At 71.0% G+C, this 13,129-nt stretch carries 10 protein-coding genes; 6 read left to right on the forward strand and 4 right to left on the reverse strand.

The annotated features are described in order from the left end of the window. Positions 1–24 precede the first annotated feature (24 nt). Complete coding sequence (locus G6O68_RS26240) at positions 25–282, forward strand: hypothetical protein (RefSeq protein ID WP_165251743.1); 258 nt, start codon at positions 25–27, stop codon at positions 280–282. A 30-nt stretch (positions 283–312) separates the two neighbouring features. Then, positions 313–747 (forward strand): DUF488 domain-containing protein, encoded by a 435-nt coding sequence (locus G6O68_RS26245; protein ID WP_165251745.1) that lies wholly within the window; start codon positions 313–315, stop codon positions 745–747. 18 nt (positions 748–765) lie between these two features. Here the strand turns inward: G6O68_RS26245 and phoU are convergent, their stop codons facing one another. Then, positions 766–1,470 carry a phosphate signaling complex protein PhoU gene (gene phoU / locus G6O68_RS26250; protein WP_165251747.1) on the reverse strand — a complete coding sequence of 235 codons (705 nt, stop codon included), beginning with the start codon at positions 1,468–1,470 and terminating at the stop codon, positions 766–768. Between the two features lie 273 nt (positions 1,471–1,743). On the opposite strand from phoU, the gene G6O68_RS26255 reads away from it, so the two are divergent. From G6O68_RS26255 to G6O68_RS26270, 4 genes are read left to right on the forward strand one after another with little or no spacing between them, the layout of a single operon-like run. After that, positions 1,744–2,145, forward strand: a complete 402-nt coding sequence (locus tag G6O68_RS26255; protein ID WP_165251749.1) for a BlaI/MecI/CopY family transcriptional regulator — start codon at positions 1,744–1,746, stop codon at positions 2,143–2,145. After that, positions 2,138–5,206, forward strand: a complete 3,069-nt coding sequence (locus G6O68_RS26260; protein ID WP_165251751.1) for a carboxypeptidase regulatory-like domain-containing protein — start codon at positions 2,138–2,140, stop codon at positions 5,204–5,206. The genes G6O68_RS26255 and G6O68_RS26260 overlap by 8 nt, the downstream gene beginning before the upstream one ends. Continuing rightward, positions 5,203–6,585, forward strand: coding sequence for a DUF1800 domain-containing protein (locus tag G6O68_RS26265; protein ID WP_165251753.1), 1,383 nt, complete (start codon positions 5,203–5,205; stop codon positions 6,583–6,585). The genes G6O68_RS26260 and G6O68_RS26265 overlap by 4 nt, the downstream gene beginning before the upstream one ends. A 37-nt stretch (positions 6,586–6,622) precedes the next feature. Next, on the forward strand, positions 6,623–7,783 hold the full coding sequence (locus G6O68_RS26270) for a DUF1501 domain-containing protein (RefSeq protein WP_165251755.1): 1,161 nt from the start codon (positions 6,623–6,625) through the stop codon (positions 7,781–7,783). 21 nt (positions 7,784–7,804) lie between these two features. On the opposite strand, the gene G6O68_RS26275 is transcribed toward G6O68_RS26270, so the two are convergent. The 3 genes from G6O68_RS26275 to G6O68_RS26285 all read right to left on the reverse strand — a co-directional run bounded on the left by G6O68_RS26275 (position 7,805) and on the right by G6O68_RS26285 (position 12,701). Beyond that, entirely contained in the window at positions 7,805–9,139 is a 1,335-nt protein-coding gene (locus G6O68_RS26275) for an FHA domain-containing serine/threonine-protein kinase (RefSeq protein WP_165251757.1), read from the reverse strand. Between the two features lie 370 nt (positions 9,140–9,509). Then, on the reverse strand, positions 9,510–11,219 hold the full coding sequence (locus G6O68_RS33025) for a hypothetical protein (protein ID WP_240911518.1): 1,710 nt from the start codon (positions 11,217–11,219) through the stop codon (positions 9,510–9,512). Positions 11,220–11,327: 108 nt separating this feature from the next. Then, positions 11,328–12,701 (reverse strand): hypothetical protein, encoded by a 1,374-nt coding sequence (locus tag G6O68_RS26285; protein WP_165251759.1) that lies wholly within the window; start codon positions 12,699–12,701, stop codon positions 11,328–11,330. Positions 12,702–13,129: the final 428 nt, after the last annotated feature.

Below are 13,129 nucleotides of genomic sequence, written 5' to 3' on the forward strand. Positions count from 1 at the left end.
GTCCTGATCGCGACGTTGCGCTGGGTGTCGTTCGACAGGGAGACGGTCTACGCGCCCGGGTTTGATCAGGCCCGCTTCGACCGGATCGGGATGGGGACGCCCGCCGTCGAGGTCGAGGAGGCGCTCGGCCCGCCGCTGACCAAATATCCCGCCGGTGACGACGGCGTCGAGGTGTGGCTTTACACCAGGCAAGCCACCGCGACGAGCGACTACTGGAGGCGGTGGGTCGTCTTCAAGGAAGGCAGGGTCGACGACCTTATGAACGATTACTGGTATGATTGACCGGCGCGCCCACGACGGAGCCCCTGAACCATGGTCGATGCGCCCCGCGATGTGTTCACGATCGGCTACGGCGGTCGACCTCCCGAGGAGTTCGTCGGCCTGCTGAAAGCCCACGGCGTGGTGACGGTGGCCGACGTCCGCCTGCGGCCCGATCGGGCGAGCATGGGGGCCTACACGAAGGCGAAGACGGCCGACAAGGGGATCGAGAAGCTCCTGGCCGACGCCGGGATCGGCTACCGCTCGCTCCCGGAGCTGGGGAACGTCTTTCTGGACATGGACGACTGGACGGCGGTTTACGGCGAGTTGATCGAGACGGCGGGGGACCTGCTGACGCGGCGGCTGGTCACGCTGCCGAGGCCGTTCTGCCTGCTCTGCGCCGAGAAGCGGGTGGCGGAGTGCCACCGCGGACCCATCGCCGCGTACCTGGCGGCACGCGGCGGATGGCGCATCGAGCATATCGAGTGATCCGGCCCCGCGCGGGCCTCAGCCCTGCGGGGTGTGGCGGATGATGGTGCCTTCCTGGAGGAAGACGACGGTCTGGGCGATGCCCGTGGCGTGGTCGGCGACGCGTTCCAGGTTGCGGGCGGAGTTGAGCAGCAGCAGCCAGCCGTCGAGCTGGTCGGCGTGGGCGGCGAGCTGTTCCTTGAGCTGGCGACGCACGGCGCGGTAGCTCTCGTCGATCGCCTGGTCGCCGGCGATGACCTCGCGGGCCTTGGCGGCGTCGATCTCGGCGAGGGCGACGTAGGACGCCCGGACGTGGGCGTGGACGGCGCGGGCGAGTTCCTTGAGCGAGTCCGGGGCGACGATGTCGGGGAACTTGCGGCCGAGCTTGCGGACCCGACGCGCCACGCGGAGGGCCAGGTCGGCGATCCGCTCCCAGTCGCGGTTGACCTTCAGGACGGTGGCCATCCGCCGCAGGTCGGACGCGACGGGCTCGAAGAGGGCGAGGATCCGCAGGCACTCCTGCTCGATCTGGACCTCCCTGCGGTCGGTCTCCTCCTCCTCCTCCTTCACCTCGGCGATCAGGTCGATGCGGCCCTCGCAGACGGCCTGCACGCTCTTCTCCAGCGAGCCGACGACGGCCTCGCCCATCGCCAGCAGCTCGGCCCAGACGGCGTCCTGCTCGCGGAACGCGTGACGGGGCACGCCGCCCGTCGCGGATCGCCCCTCCTGAGATCGGCTCGGCATGAATCGCCCTCCTGGTGAAAGAGATCCGCGGGGCGGGACCAAGCCTCGGCGCGGCGTAAGCGGTGTCGCCATCTTCTGATTCCATTCTTTTCGCGGGGAGGGGCGCTTGCAAGGCGGATTCCCAGGCTACCTCGCCAGAGCCGGGCCGGCGGCCGCGAAATCCGCCGTCGCGGTCGATGGGGCCTTGACGCCGACCCGCCCGCAATTACTATGCAACGAAGTACTACAATCCGTAGTATTACACCCGTCCGGATCCCTGGCGAGAGGAGCTCGATGGTGGGTCGCGTCTCGATCGACGAGCTGGGGGAGCTTCAGAAGGCGGTGATGGAGTCCGTCTGGGAGCTGGGGGAGGGGACCGTGCAGCAGGTGCGCGACCGGCTCGACCGCAAGCCGCCGCCGGCCTACACGACGATCCTCTCGGTGATGCAGAAGCTGGAGAAGGCGGGGTGGCTGAGCCACCGGCCGGAGGGGAGGAGCTATGTCTACGTCCCGACCCGGAGCCGGGACGAGGCCGGCTCGTCCACGCTCCGGACGTTCATCGAACGGGTCTTCGGGGGCGACCCCTTGCTCCTGTTCCAGCGCCTGCTGGACGACAAGGAGCTGAGCGAGCGGGAACTGTCGGAAATCAGGCGGATGATCGACCAGAAACGGCGGGAGGAGGGGCGTCATGGTTGAGCTGGAAGCGATGCGATCGGCCGAGACCCTGATCTGGACCTTCGCCTGGCAGGCGTCGGCCTTCCTGGCCCTGGGCCTCGCCGCGAGCTTCGCGCTGCGAGGCCGCCCCGCGCGGGGGCACCAGGCCCTGCTGCTGGCGATGCTCGCGGCGGTCGCCGCGCCCACTTTGACGCAGGCCGGCCGGCGGCTCGGCTGGGGCCTCTGGAATGCGACGACGCCGACGGCCGTGAGGTCGACGGCCGCGCGAAGCCCCGTCGAGCCGGGCCCCGGGCCGATGCCCGCGGCCTCGCCCGAGCCGCGGTGGGTCGGCGCCCCCGTCCCGCCTTCGAGGACGGCGCCGACCCTCGCTCTCGCATCCGCGAACGACGCTCCCGTCGCGCGGGTCTCGGCGTGGTCGTTCCCCTGGCGGACGGCCTTCCTGACGGCCTGGGCGGTCGTCAGCGGCCTGCTCGGCGTCCGCCTGGCCGCGTCGTTCTGGAGGGGCTGGTCGCTGGCTCGGGGGGCGACCGTCGTGGAGGACGACTCCCGTCGGGCCGGGCTCGAAGCGGCGGCCCGCGGGCTGAGGCTGCACGTCAACCCGGCGGTCGGCCGATCGCCGGCCGTGCGCTGCCCCGCGGTCTGGTGCTGGGGCCGCCGACCGCTGCTCCTCCTTCCGGAAGGGCAGGGGAGTGAGCCCGTCGCGATCGATTGGGTCGCCGTCTTTCGCCACGAGCTGGCGCACTGGCGGCGCCGCGACCACCTCTCGTCGCTCGCGAGCGAGCTGCTCGTCTGCGTCCTTCCCTGGAATCCGCTGGCGTGGGGGGCCCGCGCCCGGCTGGCGCAGCTGGCCGAGCTGGCCTGCGACGATTGGGTCCTGGCCGCCGGGACGCCCGCGTCGGACTACGCGGCGACGCTCCTCGGCCTCACGCCGCAGCGGCTCTCGCCCGCGCTGGCCGCCGTGTCGGGCGGGAACGGGCTCCGAGGCCGCATCGTCCGCATCCTGTCCGACCGCCGCCGCGAGCCCGCCGCCGGCCGGCGTTGGACCGCCGCCGCATGCCTCGCCATGATCCTGGCCGCGTCGCTCGCCGCGCTCGCCCAGGCCCGGCCGAACGCGAAATCCGACGAGCCGCCGAAGGCGGCCGCGGCGCCCGGGCCGGGGCCCGACCTCACGCACGCCCGCGGCCAGGTCCTCGACCCGGACGGCAAGCCGGTGGGGAGGGCGAAGGTGTTCTGGATCGGCAATCGCAAGCCGCGACTGCCGTACGTCGCCTTGCCGCGCGGCGACCGCGACGCGCTCCCCCGGATCGAGACGATCGCGCTGGCCGAGACGGACGGCGAAGGGGGCTTCCAGCTCTCCGCCCCGTTCCGCGCGGAGGACTTCGTGAAGTACAACGGCGTCGAGGTCCAGATGGTCGTCGTCGCGCCGGGGCACGGGATCCTGAGCGAGAAGATCGCGGCGAAGGACCTGGACCGGGAATTGACGTTCAAGCTCGCGCGTCAGGAGGTGATCCGGGGCCGCCTGCTCACCCCCGGCGGCATGCCCGCCGCCGGCGTCCGGGTCCTACTCAACGGCTATCACAACGACGAGACGAAACAGGGGCTGTTCGTCGGCAGGGAGGCGCAGGGCGAGCCGACCCCCGACTTCTGGCCGCGACCGACGGAGACGGACGCCGACGGGCGGTTCACGGTCGAAGGGGTGCCGGTCGGGGTCTACGCCACGATCGCGTTCCATCATCCCGACTACGCCGTCGACGAGGTGACGGTCAACACGATCCCGGAGCGGACGCTCTCCCCGTCGATCAAGGGCTTCGAGATCGTCCCGGTCGAGCCGACGTTCACCCACGCCCTGGAGCCGGCCCGGCCGGTCGAGGGCCGGGTGACCGACAAGGCGTCCGGGGCGCCGCTGGCCGGGATCCTGGTGGAGATGATCCCGATGCGTCGGCACGGCGGCCAGGTGTTCACGACTCGCACCGACGCCGACGGCCGCTACCGCGTCTCCGGCCATTCGACGGACGGGACCTACTTCATCACCGCGTTCCCGCCGGCCGACTCGGGCTACCTCTCGCTCTCGGACCGGCGCGAGGGCTGGCCCGCCGGGGCGAGCACGATGACGGTCGACCTGCCGCTGGACGCCGGCCGTCTGGTCTCCGGCCGCGTCGTCGACCTGGAGGGGAAGCGGCCGGTCGCGGGGGCCGCCGTGATGTATCAGCCCGAACCCAGGAATCCGAACAACACCCGAGACTATGACCTGCGGAACTCGGTCGTCGCCGACGCCGACGGCCGGTTCCGGATCACGGCCTTGAAGGGCCGGGGATTCCTGGCCGTCGAGGGGAACTCCGACGTCTACGCCCGCAGGTCGAGGAAGTCGGCCTCTCGCGACGAAGCGATCCATCCCCACGGCCTCGTCGAGATCGACGTCCCGGAGCAGGGCGAGCCGGCCCCTGCGGAGATCGTCCTCCGGAGGGGCAAGCCGCTGGAGGCCCGGCTCCTCGGCCCCGACGGCCTCCCGGTCGATCGCGTCACGGCGATGTACGACGGGATCGACGCGGCCCTCGTCGACGTCTGGAACCAGGGACGTCCCTTCACCGGGGGGACGTTCCGCATCGCCGCCGCCGACCCGGAGAGGATCTATCGCGTCCTCTTCCTGAACGTCGAGCGCCGGCTCGGGGCCGTCGCCGAGCTGAAGGCCGATCCGTCCGGCAAGCCGCTGGAGGTCCGGCTCCTGCCGACCGCCACGATCAAGGGGAAGGTCGCGACGGCCGACGGCCACGTGATGGAAGGAGCTGGCGCGTCGATCCGGCTCCTCCTCCGATCGGAACGCAAGGAGTACACGCGTGACGAGTTGTTCGAACCGAGCGTCGCGCAGCACTACTCCAATTTCCTCGGGCAGGACGACTTCTACTTCCACGACCGCCAGCCCGGCCCCGACGGGAGCTTCTCGTTCGAGGCGATGATCCCGGGCGTGGGCTACAACGTCTCGGGCGGGCTCGGCGATCGTGAGGTGAGCGAGCTGGTGTGGGACCTGAAGCCGGGCGAGGTCCGCGACCTGGGGACGCTCACCCCGAAGGAGGTGGCCCGATGAGGAAGGCGCGATCTCCGTTCGACGACCCCCGGTCCGCGTGGGAGCCCTACCGGCCGACGCCCGAGGAACCCTGGAACGTCGCCAGGGTCGCCCACCTCCACCGACGGGCCGGCTTCGCGGCGACCTGGGGCCAGGTCGAGCGCGACGTGGCCGAGGGGCCGGAGCCCTCGATCCGCCGCGTGCTCGACGGCGAGGCCCGCGGGCCCGACGGCAGCGAGTCGTCGGAGTTCGAGTCGATCGTCGACACGATGGAGCAGTCGTTCCGCCGGCGTCCCTCGATGGAGCGGGTGTCGCTCCTCTGGGTCTATCGCCTCGTCTTCTCGCCGCACCCGCTGGAAGAAGTCATGACGCTCGCCTGGCACTCGCACTACGCGACGAGCCAGGCCAAGGTGCAGTCGCCCGAGGCGATGCTCGACCAGAACCGCACGCTCCGAGCCCACTGGCGCGCGAGGATGAGCGTGCTGCATTCGGCGATGCTGTCCGACGCCGCGATGCTCTCGTGGCTGGACGGGATCGGCAGCACGAAAGCCGCGCCCAACGAGAACCTGGCGAGGGAGTTCCTGGAGCTGTTCGCCCTGGGCGCGGGGAACTACGCCGAGGCCGACGTCCGCGAGACGGCCCGGGCGTTCACCGGATGGAGTCGCGTCGATTACAGCCCGTTGCGGGCCGTCCAGGAGGCGGGCGACATGGACGACGGCCCGAAGACGATTCTCGGCGAGTCCGGCGCCTGGCGGCAGGAGGACGTCGTGCGGATCGCCGTGCGACGGCCGGCCGCCGCGGAGCACATCGCCCGGCGACTCTACCGGACGTTCGTCGCGGACGTCGAGGAGCCGTCCCGCGAGTTGATCGCCCCGCTGGCCGACCTGATGCGCGTCGAGGGCGACGTGGACGTGGCGAAGGGGATCGAGACGATCCTCCGCTCCCGGATGTTCCACTCGGACGCGTGCCGAGGGCGCTGCATCAAGAGCCCGGCGACGCTGGCGGTCGGTGCGGTCCGCGTCTGCGAGGCGTTCCGGCCGCCGGTGAACCTCTCCGAGTTGGAGAACCACCTCGCCCGGATGGGCCAGCGCCTGTTCCATCCCCCCGGCGTCGCGGGGTGGCGGGGCGGGATCGGCTGGCTCGGCGACTCGACCGTCGTGGCCCGGGCGAATTTCGCCGCCTGGCTGACCGGGCCGGGCGCGGGGCTCGCCGCCGGCCATTTCCGCGACCTCGCCGACCGCCGGGGATGGACGACGCCGGAGGCCCGTTTCGAGGGGTTCGCGGCGCTCCTCCTCGCCACGCCCCTCGACCCGGAGGCCCGGGCGCGCGTCATCGCCGCGGACGACCCGGCCGGGATCGTCCGGCGGCTCCTCGCCTCGCCCGAAGGGCAGCTCGGATGAATCGAACAGGCCCCATTCCCGGACCGGAGGCTTCGCCATGCGTTCACGTCGAGCGTTCCTGAAAGAGTCGGGTCTCGCCTGCGCGGTCGGCGGGACCGTCCCGTCGTTCTGGGGCCGGGCCGCGGCCGCGGCCGAGGCCCGTCGCGACGGGACGATCCTCGTCGTCGTCGAGCTGACCGGCGGCAACGACGGGCTGAACACGGTCGTCCCGCACGGCGACGACGCCTATCGCAAAAATCGTCCGACCCTCGCCGTGAGTCCGGACAAGGTCCTCAAGCTGGACGACCGGGTCGGCCTCAATGACGCGCTCAAGGACCTGCTCCCGTCCTGGGAGCGCGGCGAGTTGGCGGTGGTGCAGCAGGTCGGCTATCCGGACCCCAATCGCTCGCACTTCGAATCCATGGCGATCTGGCAGGGGGGCCGGCCGGGGCCGGCCTTGCCGACGGGATGGCTGGGTCGGGCCGCCGACGCCCACCCCGCGCTGGCCGCGCTGCACGTCGGACCAGCCGAGACGCCCCTCGGCGTGCGCGGAATCCGGGCCGTCCCCCGGTCGATCGCCGGGCTGGCCGACTTGCGGCTGGAACCGGAGGCCGAGCTCAACCTCACCATGGGGGCGGCCGGCGACCCGGCGCTGGACGCCGTCCGCGCCCGGTTCCGGGGTGCCGACGGCTTGATCGCGAGGCTCGGCGGACTGGCTCGTGAGGCGAAGCCCGCCGAAGAGCCGTTCGAGACGCGCCTGGAGGCCGTCCGTCGCCTGATCGTCGCCGACTCCTCGGCCCGGGTCTACTACACCTCGCTCGACGGATTCGACACCCACGCCGCGCAGCTCTACACGCACCGAAACCTGCTGGCGACGCTCGGGAAAGGGGTCGCGGGCCTGCTGGCCGGGCTCCGGGAGCGGGGCCTGGCCGAGCGGACGGCTGTGATGATCTTCTCGGAGTTCGGCCGACGGCTCAAAGAGAACGGCAGCGGGGGGACCGACCATGGTGCGGCCGGGCCGGTGGTGCTCGTGGGCCCGGGCGTGAAGGGGGGGCTGCACGGCCCCCATCCGGACCTGGGGCGGCTGGATGAGGCGGGGGATCCGCTGTTCGGGGTCGACTTCCGCGACGTGTACGCGGCCGTCCTGCGCGACTGGTTGGGGGTCGACCCGGCCCCGATCCTCGGGGAGCGGCCGGCGACGCCCGGCCTGTTTTCCTGATCGCGAAGGCCCGGCCTCGGCTCAGCAGAAGGGCTTCAGCGCGCGACGCATGGAGGTGGCGTCGGGGAACCGTTCGTCGGGATCCCGGGCCAGGCAGCGGCCGACGACGGCGGCGAGGCCGGGGGGGACGTCGTTGCGACGCTCGAGAATCGGGACGGGGTGCTCCTCCAAGAGCATCTTGATCAGGTCGCCGCCCCCTTCGGGCTCGTCGTAGATGTACTGGCTGGTGAGCAGGTAATACAGCGTGGCGGCGGTGGCATACAGGTCGGCCTGGGGGCGGACCGTCTTGAAGTCGGTCATCTGCTCGGGGGGCATGAACGGGATGGTCCCGCGCATCTCGCCGGAGAACGTCAGGCCCGAGAGTCCGACGCTGCGGAAGCTCTTGGCGAGGCCGAAGTCGGAGATCTTGGCGACCGAGCCCTCGTTGGTCTGGCCGATCAGGATGTTCTCGGGCTTGATGTCGCGGTGGACGAAGCCGCCGTTGTGGGCGTGCTCCAGCCCCTTGAGGATCTGGCAGGCCAGCCGGCAGGCCTGATCGGTGGGGTAGCGGCCGGGGTCCATCTTGGCGAGGGCTTCGAGGTTCGAGCCGGAGACGTACTCCATCGCGAACCAGAACTGGCCCCGCGACATCCCCTGCTCGTACCACTCCACGATGTTCGGGTGCCGGAGCTGGCTGATGACCGACATCTCGCGCTGGAAGCGCTCGATGGCGGCGCGGGTGGTGGCGACCTCAGGGGTGATGAGCTTGAGGGCGACCATCCGGCCGCTGCTGTTGTGGCGGGCCTGATAGACCACGCCCATCGCACCGCGGCCCAGCTCGCGGATCGTGGAGTAGTGCGGGACCGGCTGGGGGAGGGCGGCCGCCTCGGTGCGGCAGGCCGAGCACCACCATTCGATGGGCTCATGCGGGTTCGCCCCGACCACGTTGTTAATCGTGAGGTTCAGCGGCGCCGGGCTCCGGCAGCCGGCGCAGAGGATCGGGTCACGCGCCGGGATGGCGACGCTCGACGAGGGCGCGGGGCCCTTCTTGGCCGCTTGGCCCGGCTCCACCAGGACCCGGAAGACGCTCTGGCCCGCCGCGATCAGGTCTCCGGAGGCGAGCCGCGCCCGATCGATCCGGGTGCTGTTGACGAACGTCCCGTTCGTGCTGTCCAGGTCACGAAGCTCGCACTGCGGGGGGTTGATCTCGATCAGGAAGTGGTCTCGCGAGAGGGCCGGGTCGTTGATCGGGCAATGGACGAACTGGGATCTCCCCACGATGAACGTGTCGTGGCGGTCGAAGACGAAGGTCCGGCCGGACCTCGGGCCTTTCACGACCTCCAGGATCACGCGTGTGGTGGAATTACGTGAGATCATCGACGGCCCTTCGGAGCCCCGAGAAGTGCAAGTCGTCGGCACGGCCTCGACCTCCCATCCCCATGAAGGGGCGCGGACCCGAGGCGTCAGGAGTCGACCGAGCGAGCGACTCCGCCCGTCCGACCACGCTCCGCGCCCGGCCGAGTCCACGTCGCCCGCCCGATATCGGGGCGGCCGCTTCCCAGGAAACCCTTGAAAAATCGGCCCTCTTTCATAGTATCCCGGCGTCGAGATTCCGAGCCTCGTCCCGCTTATTTTCTCAACCCAGGCAAGCATTCATCGACCCGGCGAACGGGGGCGACCCTGGGGGTTCCGAAGGGTTGCCCCCCTGACTGAAGCGAGCAAGCTCCGCCCGGCGACGGGAGCGGGATCAGGGGACGGCCGGGAGGGTGGAGGCGTCCGGGGCCCGTCCGCCCTCGTCGGGGGCCTCCGACGCGCGGGCGCCGCCCTCGGAGGGGCCGAAGGTGAAGCTCTTGATCAGGGCCTCGACCTGGTCCCGGAACGGGACGTGGGGGTCGCGGGTGGTCATCGCCGTGACGATCAGGGTCTGGTTCCGGGTGAACTGGACGATGTAGCGGTCCAGGTAGATGCGGTTGCCCCGGACGACCGGCGCGTCGCCGGCGGGCTTGAGCGCGGCTTCGATCCGGTAGACCTTGCGGTTCAGCGGCCCCCACACCTCCTCCTTCAGCCAGCCGGAGTCGCCCATGAGGACCTCCTGGCCCTGGGACCGCCACTGCTCCACGAGCGCCTTGCGCTGCTCCTGGGGGTCGGCGACGAGGCGGTCGCGCGCGGCGTCGCCGGACTTGGCCGCGAGGGCCACCGAGACCACGTCCTGGCCGTCGAACCGGCGATCGACCAGGTCGACGCCCCCCTCGGGGTAGGCCCGGGCGATCCGCAGGCCCTGGGGATGGGCCAGGTGGAACCGGCCCTCGGGGTCGTCGTAAGTCACCCAGGTGTGGGCCTCGTCCTGGGGAGGGGCCCCGGGAGCCACCAGGGGGAGGGACGCCTCGGGGCCGATCTCGGACGGGCCGACGCGACGGGCGACGATCAGCTCGCGGGTCTGGGTTTGATTAAGCCGGTCGGTCTCGTCGTCGGGGAGGGGGGTGGTCATGACTTCCGCCATCCGGATCTCGGAGATCCAGCCCTCGGCGTCGACCACGCCCGCCTGACCCTTGGGCTGGGGGGCGCCGGGCTGGGCCGGCTTGGGGGTGGGGAAGGTGAAATGCACCCGGGCGTTCAGGGCGATCGGCCCTTCGATCAGGTTGAGCTGCCCCTTGATCCCGAAGACGGCCGTCATCGTACCGGCCTCTGGGGCCGTCGTGCGGACGTCCACCAGCTCGGCGTCGATCTGGTAGTCTTCCTCCAGGGGCGTCTCGCCGAGCAGGGCCGCCGTCGAGCTGCGGGGGACCGGCCAGACGTCGCCCACGCGGCGGGGAGTCGTCGGCAGCAGGGTCGCGAGCTGGGGCAGGAAGGGGTTCTTGACGATCCGGTCGAACTCGATCTGGCGGAGGACCCGGCCGTCGGTCAGGTTGTACAGCTCGACGGCCTTGCCGGGCTGGAGGCGATACCAGAGGCTTAACTGCTCCAGGAGCCTCGGGTTCTGAAACTCGCGGCGCATCGGCAGCGTCGTCGAGACCACCGCCCGGTCGTAGCGCCGGACGACGTCGGTGGCCACCCGGCTCGGGTTGGACTTCATGACCCGCTCGGTGTAGATCGTCTGGAGCGACGTCTCGGCCCGGTCGGGGGCGCCCTGCGGCTTCTCGCGGACGACCTTGACCTTCTCGCGGACGCCGACCTGATACTGCGTCAGCCACTCCGGATGGGCGGGATCGGGGGTCTCGATGTAACGCTCGGCGAAGCGGTAGCGGAGGCTCAGGGGTTGGACCTCGCCCCGCGACGCGTCCTCCACGACCGCATCGTCGACGGCCGGCGGGTCGGCCGGCGGCGTCTGGGCGGACGAGGGCCGCGACGCGGCCCCGGCGGCCAGCAGCAACCAGGCGAGCCCCAGGCGGGCCCAGAGTCCCAGGCCGACCCCCGACCCGACCCGCAACGGCCCTCGACTTCGCGAATCGCCCATCATGCCGGCGCCCCTCCAGGTTGAAATTCCGGGTGTCGTCGGGGTCGCTTCCCCGGTTCCACCATAGCTTTCCGGCCGGGCTCGGGGGAACCCCCGCCGCCCTTTTCGGGCTCAGCGGCCGACGGGGAGCGGCGGATCGTTCCACTGGAGCGAGCCGACGATCGTCTCATCCTCGCTCCCGAAGGCCCCGGCGTCGGAATCGACCAGCGTGAACGTGGCCAGCAGCTGGTCGCCGGCGGGGCTGGCGATCAGGTAGTAGTACCAGAGGAGCCCCAGGTCGTTGTACCGGCCCTGCACCCCCAGCTTGTAGCGGAAGCCCCCGTCGCCCTCGCCTTCGACCTCGCCGGCCCCCAGGAACTGGCCGAACCGTTCCTTGAGAGCCCGCCGCACGTCCTCGCGGAACGACTCCACGTCCTGATGCTTCCCCTTGCCGGCCGGCGGCCCGTAGGCGAGGTTGCACTGGGCCGTGACCCGGCCCTTCTCGTACCGCTTCAGGACCACCAGCTTCTTGTCGTCCCAGTACGTGTGCCAGCTCCGATCGTGGAGCAGGTTGTAGCGACCGTCGGGCGCGATCAGCTGGAGCAGGAGCCGGCCCGACGTCAGCTCGGGCGAGAGCGACGCCAGGGCGGCGTCGGCCAGCTCCGGCGGGACGCCGGTCGAAGCGCGTCGGACGACGGTCAGGGTGCTCTTGAGGTCCAGGCCCGCCTCGACCGCCCCCGGCAGTCGGCTCTCGGTCCGATTCAACTCCAGGCCGTCGACCAGCCCGGCCTTGCGGTCGAAGGTCAGCCAGCCGTCGCAGGTCAGCGTCCCCTCGGCCCCCATCACCGAGCCCTTCACCTCCCCCTTGATCGTGATCCGGACACGCTGCTCGTCGGACGATTCGATCTGGGCTTCGACCGTCGTGGAGGCGATCGCGTCATAGCCGGTGAGCGCCCAGAGGGCCGACTTGCGGACGGGCCAGGGCTTCGCCTTCGCCGTCGGGCCTTCCGGCAGGAGGTCCGCCAGGCAGAGGGAATCGCCGAGCCCCTCCACCAGCTCCAGCTCGCCCCGAGTCAGCGAGCCGGCGGGGCTGGCCACCGTCACCGAGCCGTCGAGGTCGCGACGCTCGGCGATCAGCAGGGCCAGCTCCGGGCGCAGCTCCAGGGCGATCGGCCGGATCTCGCCGTTGATCGCCGAGGCCGCCTGCCGGACCAGCCGGACCGCCCTCCGCTTCGGCCCCTTGAGGGTCCGCTCCCAGTAGACGACCCGAGTCTGGATGTCGACGTCCAACGGCTTGGGCATCTTGGCGTCGGGCGTCATGGCGTCCGGAGGGAGGGGAGGGCGGTACAAACCGCTCGCCTTCAGCTCGATCCGGGCCGCGGTGACCGCGTCGGGCGAGACGGACTCCGCGATCGTGATCGCCCCCTCCTCGGCCGCGATCGCCCCCCCGGCCCAGGTCGACAAGGCCATCACCACGCCGAGGAGGCCCCCGACCGGCGCCGGCATCCTGATCGTCGCTCGTCCGCGCAGGTCCATTTTCGACCTCCCCCGGCGGGCGGCCGTCGCCCGTCCCGGATAATTCTCGACCGATCCATGAAGGCTCCGACCGGCGAAACCCGCGACCATTATGTGAGGCGGCCCCGACCTGTCAATTTCGGCCGAACGACGGCGACGACCGCGGACCGGCCTCACGCGAAGGGAGCCGCAAGCGAGCAATCTCGCGTCGAACTCGAAATGAGGGAACCACTTCCCATTTCCTGCGTCTGAATTCATGCAATCGTCCGTAATCATCCTGGGCCTCGCGAGCCTCGCCCGCTTTCCCAGGAACAACTGCGAACTCGACGTCCCGTTCCCGAGTCCGTCCCGGTGAACGAAGGCCCTCGACCAGATCTCTGCACAAAAACGACGAGAATCGGCCCAGGAATTGCTGAGGG

This window comes from Paludisphaera soli (genome assembly GCF_011064595.1).
In the GTDB taxonomy this organism is placed as follows: domain Bacteria; phylum Planctomycetota; class Planctomycetia; order Isosphaerales; family Isosphaeraceae; genus Paludisphaera; species Paludisphaera soli.

What these genes read in the sequence shown, in the direction of transcription:
- G6O68_RS26245 (WP_165251745.1), top strand. Translation starts at nt 313, where the DNA reads ATGGTCGATGCGCCCCGCGATGTGTTCACGATCGGCTACGGCGGTCGA.
- phoU (WP_165251747.1), bottom strand. Translation starts at nt 1,470, where the DNA reads ATGCCGAGCCGATCTCAGGAGGGGCGATCCGCGACGGGCGGCGTGCCC.
- G6O68_RS26255 (WP_165251749.1), top strand. Translation starts at nt 1,744, where the DNA reads ATGGTGGGTCGCGTCTCGATCGACGAGCTGGGGGAGCTTCAGAAGGCG.
- G6O68_RS26260 (WP_165251751.1), top strand. Translation starts at nt 2,138, where the DNA reads ATGGTTGAGCTGGAAGCGATGCGATCGGCCGAGACCCTGATCTGGACC.
- G6O68_RS26265 (WP_165251753.1), top strand. Translation starts at nt 5,203, where the DNA reads ATGAGGAAGGCGCGATCTCCGTTCGACGACCCCCGGTCCGCGTGGGAG.
- G6O68_RS26270 (WP_165251755.1), top strand. Translation starts at nt 6,623, where the DNA reads ATGCGTTCACGTCGAGCGTTCCTGAAAGAGTCGGGTCTCGCCTGCGCG.
- G6O68_RS26275 (WP_165251757.1), bottom strand. Translation starts at nt 9,139, where the DNA reads ATGATCTCACGTAATTCCACCACACGCGTGATCCTGGAGGTCGTGAAA.
- G6O68_RS33025 (WP_240911518.1), bottom strand. Translation starts at nt 11,219, where the DNA reads ATGATGGGCGATTCGCGAAGTCGAGGGCCGTTGCGGGTCGGGTCGGGG.
- G6O68_RS26285 (WP_165251759.1), bottom strand. Translation starts at nt 12,701, where the DNA reads ATGCCGGCGCCGGTCGGGGGCCTCCTCGGCGTGGTGATGGCCTTGTCG.